At 66.0% G+C, this 10213-nt stretch carries 2 protein-coding genes; one reads left to right on the top strand and one right to left on the bottom strand.

The window, feature by feature from the left end; translation table 11 throughout:
- A partial coding sequence (locus EJ903_RS25665) for a tetratricopeptide repeat protein (RefSeq protein WP_246015985.1) occupies positions 1-1450 on the bottom strand: 1450 nt, incomplete at its 3' end.
- An 882-nt stretch (positions 1451-2332) separates the two neighbouring features.
- On the opposite strand from EJ903_RS25665, the gene EJ903_RS25660 reads away from it, so the two are divergent.
- Positions 2333-9997, top strand: coding sequence for a beta strand repeat-containing protein (locus EJ903_RS25660; protein WP_126620718.1), 7665 nt, complete (start codon positions 2333-2335; stop codon positions 9995-9997).
- Positions 9998-10213: the final 216 nt, after the last annotated feature.

Raw genomic sequence — 10213 nt, 5'->3', positions numbered from 1 at the left:
CCGCCTGCCCTTCGGTCGGGCCTTTCTGGATGGAGACCAGCGACACGCCGGGGATGGCGGCGAGCCGGGCGAAGGGAGCCAGACCAATGGAGCGGTTGCGGTCGTTGCCGTGGGTCGGTGATCCGGCCCAGACGATCCCCACCTTCAGCCCCGGCAGGCCGGACAGACGGTCGCCCCACCGCGCCACCGTCTGCGGCTCCGCGTGCAGATAGGGAACGCGGTGCGGGATCGTGTCCATCTGCGTGCCGAACACCTCGGCCAGGCTGAGCATCGGCAAATGCAGGTCGAAGGCATCGGTCGGCAGGGGGCCGGACACGAAGCGTTCCACGCCCGGCAACCCCGCCATCACCCGTTGCAACGCAGCGGGAAGCCCAAGGATGACCCGTCCGTTCCGCGCGGCCACCAACGGCACGTAGCGGCAGAACTGCAAAGCGTCTCCCAACCCCTGTTCGCCGTGCAGCAGGATTCGACGACCGTTCAGCGGTTCACCGTTCCAGCGGGGTTTGGGCATGGAGGCGTGGGTGGGGGCGTCCTTGCAGCGCAGACGCCATTCATACTCGCGCCATCCCTCTTCAAAACAGCCGCCCACCAGAAGCGCCATGCCCAGGTTGCGCCGCGCATCCGGGCTTGTCGGGTCGATGGTGGTGGCGCGGCGGAAGCCGGTGATCGCTTCGTCCAGCCGGTTCTGGTTGAGACGGGCGTTGCCATGATTGGCGTACGCCCCGGCGAATCCCGGATCAATGGCGATGGCGTGGGCCTGGGCGCGGGCCGCATCCTCCAGACGACCGTCCTCCTGCAAAGACAGGCCAAGACTGCTGTGGGCAACCGCAAAGAACGGATCCAGGCGAATGGCACGCCGGTGCCAGGCCATTCCGGAGGCGTCGCGCAACCCGCGCAGCGCGATGCCGACATTGTTGCAGGCCGCCATGTGGGTCGGTTCCAGCGCCAGCCCACGCCGATAGGCGGCGAGCGCGGCGGGCAGCGTGTCGCGTTCCTGCAGGACGTTGGCCAAACCGTTGTGCCCGTCCGTGCTGGCTGGGTTGAGACGGATGGCGCGGCGATACGCCGCTTCCGCTTCAGCGCCATGCCCCTGGGACCGGAGCAGCCCGCCCAGGTTTTCATAAACGACTGCCAATTCGGGGCGCGTGGCGATCGCCGTGCGGTAGGCGGCGGCGGCGGCGGCGGCGGCGGAGCCATGGTCACGCAAGAGATTGCCCAGATTCAGGCGCGGTTCCGCCATATCGGGAGCAAGCCGCAAGGCACGGAGCAGGAGGCGGAGCGCGGTGTTTGTCTGGCCGTGACGGCGTGTGGCCAACCCCATCAGATGCACCGCATCCGCATGATCGGGAACGAGTTCGATGATGCGGCGGTAGATGCGGGCCGCGACGTCGATCTGACCCGCTTGGTGATGCCGCACCGCAGCGGCAAGGGCCTCCTGAATGGTCGCCATGCTGTTCTCGGTCGTCCCTGCCCCTTGAGCGTTCGGCCATTGTCCGGACGGGCATGGGAATAGCGGGAGTTGCGGCATTCTCCAAGCCCCATCCTGGACAGGACGGCGAAGAAAGCGGGATCCGGTTCATGGAACCGCCACAGGCACCGGGATGGTGTCGAGGTGATGGCTGATTTTCGACCCTGTGGCTGGTGTTCGTGGGATGAAAGGAGCGTGGGCGGATACTGATCCTGATGGCCGGGGCTGATCTGTATCTATCTTGATAATCAAACGAATGTTGGAGAGAGGACGCTCGATTCGGAGTCCATCTCTTGTGACTGTGGCGATCCGGGGTGCGCTGCGGCATGCCGGATTCCGGGGGCAACTTTGCCGCAGGCTGTGGCGCAATAGTCATACCCAGTTATAATCCAATAAAAACAAACAGATAATCTGATTCTGACCAGGGGGTGGATGGTTCCTCCCGGAACAGTGGGTGGCACACATCGCCTCTTCCCCGTCCCCTTCGGTAGAAACGCGTTGCCTCAGGCGCTGTCCTTCGGATAACAAGGGGGATGATGTGCTAGTCAGCGCTAGGACTGTGTCTGCCTGGATTCTGCTCGAGCGCGATCAGCATCTTAAGAGATGGTTCATCTGCCGGCGAACCAAACCTGAAAGGGAATAGTAATGGCTGGATACACCGTAGGGGTTACAACGGGCTCAACCCTAACATTGGGCCAATTTGATTCTATCATCGGTAATGTGGGCACGGACGTCATCACGCTGGGGACGTCCGGTAATACGGTGTCGATTTCGGCGTTGGAAACCCTGGTCGGTAGCGCTGGCACTGACGTCATCACTTTGACTGCCGGCTCCACTCTTCAGGTCTCCTTGCTGGAAACCCTGGTGGGCAGCTCGAGCACCGATGTGGTCTCGGTTGCGACGTCCGGCAGCACGATGCTGGTGAGCCTGCTTGAGACGCTCACCGGTGCGGCTGGCACCGACGCCATCACGCTGGGCACCGCCGGCAACACGCTGCTGGTTTCGACGATTGAGACCCTGGTGGGTGGTGTTGGCACCGATGTCATCACCTTCGGCACCGCCGGCAACACGCTGACCGTCTCGGCTCTCGAAACGATCACCGGTGCGGCTGGCACCGATATCGTCACGTTGAGCACGTCCGGCAACACGGTCACCCTCTCGGCCCTCGAAACGGTCTTCGGCGGGGCTGGCACCGATATCGTCACGCTGGGCACGTCCGGCAACACGGTTGCCATTACCGCGTTCGAAACCTTGACGGGCGCGGCTGGCACCGACGTTGTGACGTTCGGCAACGCGGGCAACACGCTGTTTGTCACCCTGGTCGAGACCCTGACGGGCGCGGTTGGCACCGATGTCGTCACCATCGGCACCGCTGGCAACACGCTGACCGTTTCCTTGCTCGAAACCCTGACGGGCGCGGCTGGCACGGACGTTGTCACGCTGGGCACGGCTGGCAGCACGCTGCTGGTTTCGGCGCTTGAGACGTTGAGCGGTGGGGTTGGCACGGACGTTGTCACGCTGGGCACGGCTGGCAACACGCTGCTGGTTTCGGCGCTTGAGACGCTGACCGGTGCGGTCGGCACCGACGTCATCACGCTGGGCACGGCTGGCAACACGGCGCTGATCACCCTGGTCGAGACGCTGGTTGGCGGTGTCGGCACCGACGTCGTCACCATCGGCACGGCGGGCAACACCGTTCTGGTGTCGGGCATCGAAACGCTGACCATCAGCTCGGCCACCGACATCATCACGCTGGGGACCACCGGCAGCACCATGACCCTGGTCGGCGGCGTCGAGACGCTGACGGGTGGTGTTGGCACGGACGTCGTCACCCTGAGCACCACCGGCAACACGGCCCTGGTTTCGGGGCTTGAGACCCTGGCGGGCGCGGCTGGCACCGACATCATCACGCTGGGCACGTCTGGCAACACGCTGCTGGTTTCGGCGCTCGAAACCCTGACGGGCGCGGCTGGCACGGACGTGGTCACGCTGGGCACGGCTGGCAACACCGCGCAGATCACCCTGGTTGAAACGCTGATCGGCGGCGTCGGCACCGACGTCATCACCATCGGTTCGGCGGGCAACACCGTCCTGGTGTCGGGCGTTGAGACCCTGACCATCGGTTCGGGCACCGACATCATCACGCTGGGGACCACCGGCAGCACCATGACGCTGGTCGGCGGCGTCGAGACGCTGACGGGTGCCGCTGGCACGGACGTCGTCACCCTTGGTTCCGGCGGCAACACGGCCCTGGTTTCGTTGCTCGAAACCCTGACCGGTGGCGCTGGCTCCGATTTCGTCACGCTGGGCACCGCTGGCGGCACGCTGCTGGTTTCGGCGGTTGAAACCCTGATTGGCGGCGTTGGCACCGACGTGGTTTCGCTCGGCACGGCTGGCAACACCATCCTGCTGCGCAACCTGGAAACCCTGACGGGCGGCGTCGGCACCGACGTCATCACCATCGGTGACACCGGCACCACCACGCTGGTTGGTGCGCTGGAGACCCTGATCGGCGGCGCAGGCACCGACATCATCAGCATCGCCACCACCGGCACCACCATGCTGGTTGCGTCGCTGGAAACCCTGACGGGCGGCGTCGGCACCGATGTCATCACCATTGGTTCGGCGGGCACGACCCTGCTGGTCGGCGGGCTTGAAACCCTGACCGGTGGCGCTGCTTCCGAACTGATCACGCTGGCGACGAACGGCAACACGCTGTTGGTTTCGGCGATCGACACCCTGGTCGGTGCGGCTGGCACCGATGTCGTCACGCTGGGCACGGCTGGCAACACCATCCTGCTGCGTGGTCTGGAAACCCTGACCGGTGCGGTCGGCACCGACATCATCACCATCGGCGACACCGGCACCACCATGCTGGTTTCGGCGCTGGAGACCCTGACCGGTGGCACCGGCAGCGATGTCATCAGCCTCGGCACCTCGGGCAACACCCTGCGTGTTTCGGCGCTGGAGACGATCAGCGGCGACGTTGGCACCGACGTCATCACCCTGGGTTCGGCTGGCAACACCATCCTGGCCTCGGCGTTGGAGACCCTGACCGGCGGTACGGGCACGGACATCGTCAGCCTCGGCACCTCGGGCAACACGCTCCTGATTTCGGCGCTTGAGACGATCACCGGTGCGGCTGGCACCGACGTCATCACCCTGGGTTCGGCTGGCAACACCATCCTGGCCTCGGCGCTTGAGACGATCACCGGTGGTGCGGGTTCGGATCTCGTCGTGCTCGGCTCGGTTGGCAGCACCATCCTGGCTTCGCTGCTCGAGACCCTGGTCGGCGGCGCGGGCACGGATCTGGTCACGCTGGGCACGGCTGGCAACACGGTTCTGCTCCGTGGCCTCGAAACCCTGACGGGCGGTGTCGGCACCGACGCCATCACCATCGGCGACACCGGCACGACCATGCTGGTTTCGGCGCTGGAAACCCTGGCGGGCGGTGCGGGCACCGACGTCATCAGCCTCGGCACCTCGGGCAACACGCTGCTGGTTTCGGCGCTGGAGACCCTGGCGGGTGGCGTTGGCACCGACGTCGTCACCTTGGGTTCGGCGGGCGCGACCCTGCTGGTTTCCGGGCTGGAAAGCCTGACCGGCGGTGCGGGTTCCGAACTGATCACCCTGGGCACGGCTGGCAACACGCTGACCGTTTCGGCGGTTGACATCCTGATCGGCGGGGTCGGCACCGATGTCGTCACGCTGGGCACGGCTGGCAACACGGTCCTGCTGCGTGGTCTGGAGACCCTGACCGGCGGTGTTGGCACCGACATCATCACGGTTGGCGACACCGGCACGACCCTGCTGGTTTCGGCGCTTGAGACGTTGGCGGGCGGTGCTGGCACCGACGTCATCACGCTGGGCACCTCGGGCAACACGCTGTTGGTTTCGGCGCTGGAAACCCTGACGGGTGGCGTTGGCACCGATGTCGTCACGCTCGGCTCGGTCACGGGCAGCACCGTCCTGGTGTCTGGCCTTGAGACCCTGACCGGCCAGGCCGGCAGCGATGTCGTCAGCCTCGGCACCTCGGGCAACAGCCTGACCATCTCCCTGTTGGAGACGGTGACGGGCAACGTCGGCACCGACGTCATCACCCTGGGTTCGGCTGGCAACACCATCCTGGCCTCGGTTCTGGAAACGATCACCGGCGGTGCGGGCACCGATCTGGTCTTCCTGGGTTCGGCGGGCAGCACCCTGGCCGTCTCCGCTCTGGAATTCCTGATCGGCGGCACGGGCACCGACGTGGCCACCCTCGGGACGGCTGGCAACACCGTCACCGTCCGTGGTCTTGAGACCCTGACGGGCGCGGCTGGCACCGACATCATCACCATCGGCGACACCGGCACCACCATGCTGGTCTCGGCGCTGGAGACCCTGACGGGTGGTGCGGGCACCGACATCATCAGCCTCGGCACTTCGGGCAACACGCTCGTGGTTTCGGCGCTGGAGACCTTGACGGGCGGTGTTGGCACCGACGTCGTCACCATCGCGGCCGCTGGTTCGACCCTGCTGGTGTCGGGTGTTGAAACCCTGACGGGCGGCACGGGTTCGGAACTGGTCTTCCTCGGCACGGCGGGCAACACCCTGTCGGCGTCGGGCATCGACCTGCTGATCGGTGGCGTTGGCACCGATGTCGTCACCTTCGGTTCGGCGGGCAACACGCTGTTGCTGCGCGGCATCGAAACGCTGATCGGCGGTGCGGGCACCGACGTTCTGACCCTGGGTGACACGGGCAACACCGCGACGGCCTCGCTGTTCGAGACGATCACCGGCGGTGCTGGCACCGACGTGGTCTCGCTCGGCACGGCGGGCAACACCCTGCAGGTTTCCGCGCTGGAAACCCTGGCGGGCGCGGCTGGCACCGACATCGTGACCCTGGGTTCGGCTGGCACGACCCTGCTGGTCTCGGCGCTGGAGACCATCTCCGGCGGCACGGGCACGGACGTCATCCGTCTCAGCACCTCTGGCAACACCCTGCAGGTTTCCGCGCTGGAGACCCTGGTGGGTGCGGCCGGCACCGACGTCGTCACCTTCGGCTCGGCTGGCAACACCGTCCTGGCTTCGCTGCTGGAGACGATCACCGGCGGCACGGGCACGGATCTGGTCTTCCTGGGTTCGGCGGGCAGCACCCTGGCCGTCTCCGCTCTGGAGTTCCTGATCGGTGACGCTGGCACCGACGTGGTCACGCTGGGCGTTTCGGGCAACACCGTCACCGTCCGTGGTCTTGAGACCCTGACGGGTGGTGCGGGCAGCGATGCCGTCACCATCGGCGACACCGGCACCACCATGCTGGTCTCGACGCTGGAGACCCTGACGGGCGGCGCGGGCACCGATGTCATCAGCTTCGGCACCTCGGGCAACACCCTGCAGGTTTCCGCGCTGGAAACCCTGGTGGGTGCGGCTGGCACCGACGTCGTCACGCTCGGCTCGGTCGGCAACACCGTCCTGGCCTCGCTGCTGGAGACGATCACCGGTGGTTCGGGCAGCGATCTGGTCTTCCTGGGTTCGGCGGGCAGCACCCTGGCCGTCTCCGCTCTGGAGTTCCTGATCGGCGGCGTGGGCACGGATGTTGCCACGCTCGGCTCGGCGGGCAGCACCATCATCGTTCGCGGTCTTGAGACCCTGACGGGCGCGGCTGGCACCGACATCGTCACCATCGGCGACACCGGCACCACCATGCTGGTCTCGGCGCTGGAGACCCTGACGGGTGGCGCGGGCACGGACGTCATCAGCCTCGGCACCTCGGGCAACACGCTCGTGGTTTCGGCGCTGGAAACCCTGACGGGTGCGGCGGGCACCGACCTCATCACGCTCGGCTCGGTTGGCAACACCCTGTTGGTGTCGCAGATCGAAACGCTGCGCGGCGGTGCGGGCACCGACCTCATCACTCTGGGCACGACCGGTTCGACCATCACCATCTCGGCGGCGGAAACCGTCACCGGTGGCGTTGGCACCGACATCATCACGCTCGGCTCGGCTGGCAACAGCCTGCTGCTGAACGCGATCGAAACGATCACCGGCGGTGCGGGCAGCGATCTGGTCTTCCTGGGGTCGTCGGGCAACACGATCCTGGCCTCGGGTCTCGAGATCCTGGTCGGCGGCACCACCACCGACGTGGTCACGCTGGGCACGTCCGGTAACACCATCATCCTGCGCGGTCTGGAGACCCTGACGGGCGATGTTGGCACCGACGTCATCACCCTCGGCGACACCGGCAACACCACGCTGGTTTCGCTGCTGGAGACCCTGGTCGGCGGCGCCGGCACCGACGTCATCAGCATCGGCACGGCGGGCAGCACCTTGCTGGCCTCGGCGCTGGAAACTGTGACGGGTGGCGTTGGCACCGATGTGATCACCATTGCTTCGACCGGCAGCACGCTGCTGGCGAACGCTCTGGAGACCATCACCGGTGGCACGGGTTCCGAACTGGTGTTCCTGGGTTCGGCGGGTTCGACCCTGCTGGTTTCGGCCCTCGACATCCTGATCGGCGGCACGGGCACCGACGTGGTCACGCTCGGCTCGGCTGGCAACACGGTGCTGCTGCGCGGCATCGAGACGCTGACCGGCGGTGTCGGCACCGACGCCATCACGCTCGGCAACACCTTCAACTCGCTGCTGGTCAGCGGGCTGGAGACGCTGACCGGTGGTTCGGCCTCTGACGTGGTCACGCTGGGCACGGCGGGCAACACCTTGGTGGTGTCCGGCATCGAGACGCTGACCGGCGGTGTCGGCACCGACGTGGTGACGATCGGCACGGTTGGCGCGACGATCCTGGTCACGGGCATCGAAACCGTGATCGGCGCTTCGGGCACCGAAGTCATCCTGCTTGGCTCGGCTGGGGCGACCCTGACCGTGTCGGGTGCGGACTTCGTGATCGGCAACAGTGGCACCGATGTTCTGACCCTGGGTTCGTCCGGCAACACGACCACCATCCGCGGCATTGAGACGCTGATCGGTGGTGCGGGTTCCGACCTCGTGATCCTGGGCGACACCGGCAACACGCTGCTGCTGTCCACCGGCGTCGAAACCCTGGTTGGTGGTGCCGCCACCGATGTGCTGACGCTCAGCACCTCGGGCGCGACCCTGCTGACCCGTGCGATCGAGACGCTGATCGGCGACGTGGGCACCGATGTCATCACCCTCGGCAACACCGCGAACACCATCACCGTGACGGGTGTCGACACCCTGACCGGCGGCACCAACACCGACGTCGTCTTCACCGGCTCCGCTGGCGTGACGATGACCGCTTCGGGTGTTGAGTTCCTGGTTGGTGGCACGGGTTCCGATGTCGTGACCTTGGGTTCGTCCGGCAACACCGTCACCACGCGTGGCATCGACACCCTCGCGGGTGGCGCTGGCAGCGATCTGGTGATCCTGGGCGATACGGGCGTCACTCTGCTGATGAACTCGGGGATCGAAATCCTGGTCGGCGGTGCCGCGACGGATGTCGTGACCATCGGTTCTTCGGGGGCGACCCTGCTGACCCGTGCGGTCGAAACCCTGGTTGGCGGTGCTGGCACCGACATCATCACCCTGGGTGATACGGCGAACACCATCACCGTGACGGGCATCGACACCCTGACCGGTGGTGCGAACACCGACATCGTCTTCACCGGTGCCGCCGGTGTGACGATGCTGGCCTCGGGTGTTGAGTTCCTGGTTGGTGGCACCGGTTCGGATGTCGTGACCTTGAGTGCGACGGGCAACACCGTCATCACTCGTGGCATCGACACCATGATCGGTGGTGCGGGCAGCGACCTCGTGATCCTGGGCGACACGGGCGTGACGATGCGGGCCGAAAGCGGGATTGAAATCCTGGTCGGCGGCGCGAGCACGGACCTCGTCACCCTGGGCAACGGTGGTTCGACCGTGTTGCTGCGTGGCATCGAGACGCTGACCGGCGGCTCGGGCAACGATGTGATCACGCTGGGCAACACCGGTGTGACCATGTCGGTCAGCGACATCGAGACGATCACCGGTGGCACGGGCACCGATGTCATCACGGTGACGAGTGGTTCGGTCCGCTTCCTCGGCGGTTCGGGCGACAGCATCACCCTGGGCAGCGGGACCGACACGGTCGTGTACTCGTCCTTCACGGACATCGCGGCTCTGGGTGCGAACACCGGCTTCATCTCCGTGACCAGCTTCACCTCGGGCACCGACAAGGTGCAGCTGACGGGTACGGCTCGGACCACGGCGGACAAGACCGGCGACAGCGCCCTGACCACGGCGACTGCGGCGACCAACGGTGTGAGCATGGCCAACGAGTTGGTCTCGCTCTCCTCGGCGGTCAGCGGCAGCCTGACGGACACCAACCTGGTCAACTTCCGCAACGCTCTCGGCACGCTGACGAACTCGTCGGCTGGTGCGAGCGTCCTGGTGCTCGCCAACAACGGCACCAGCTCGGGTCTGTATCAGGTGGTCGACACCAACGGCGACGGTCAGGTGGCCGCCACCGAGGTTCGTCTGCTGGGTGTCTACAACAGCACCACGCTCTCGCTCACCGACATCAACCTCGGCTAAGCTTGAGTTTCACACGCTAGGGGAAGGGGGTGCCCGCAAGGGCACCCCCTTTTCTTTTGGGCCGACGAACCGCTGAAGGTGGAACCTGAGAGCGAACCGGGCATGAAAAAAGCGGCGACCGGACTGCATCGGGACTATCCGGAATTTCGTGCTCGGCGGGGTTATCCTGAAGCAGAAGGAGACCCTGAATGGCCCGACGCAAAGAACCGGTTATCC

Source organism: Azospirillum griseum (assembly GCF_003966125.1).
GTDB classification, from domain to species: Bacteria; Pseudomonadota; Alphaproteobacteria; order Azospirillales; family Azospirillaceae; genus Azospirillum; species Azospirillum griseum.
This window is presented reverse-complemented; position numbering and strand designations above follow the sequence as displayed.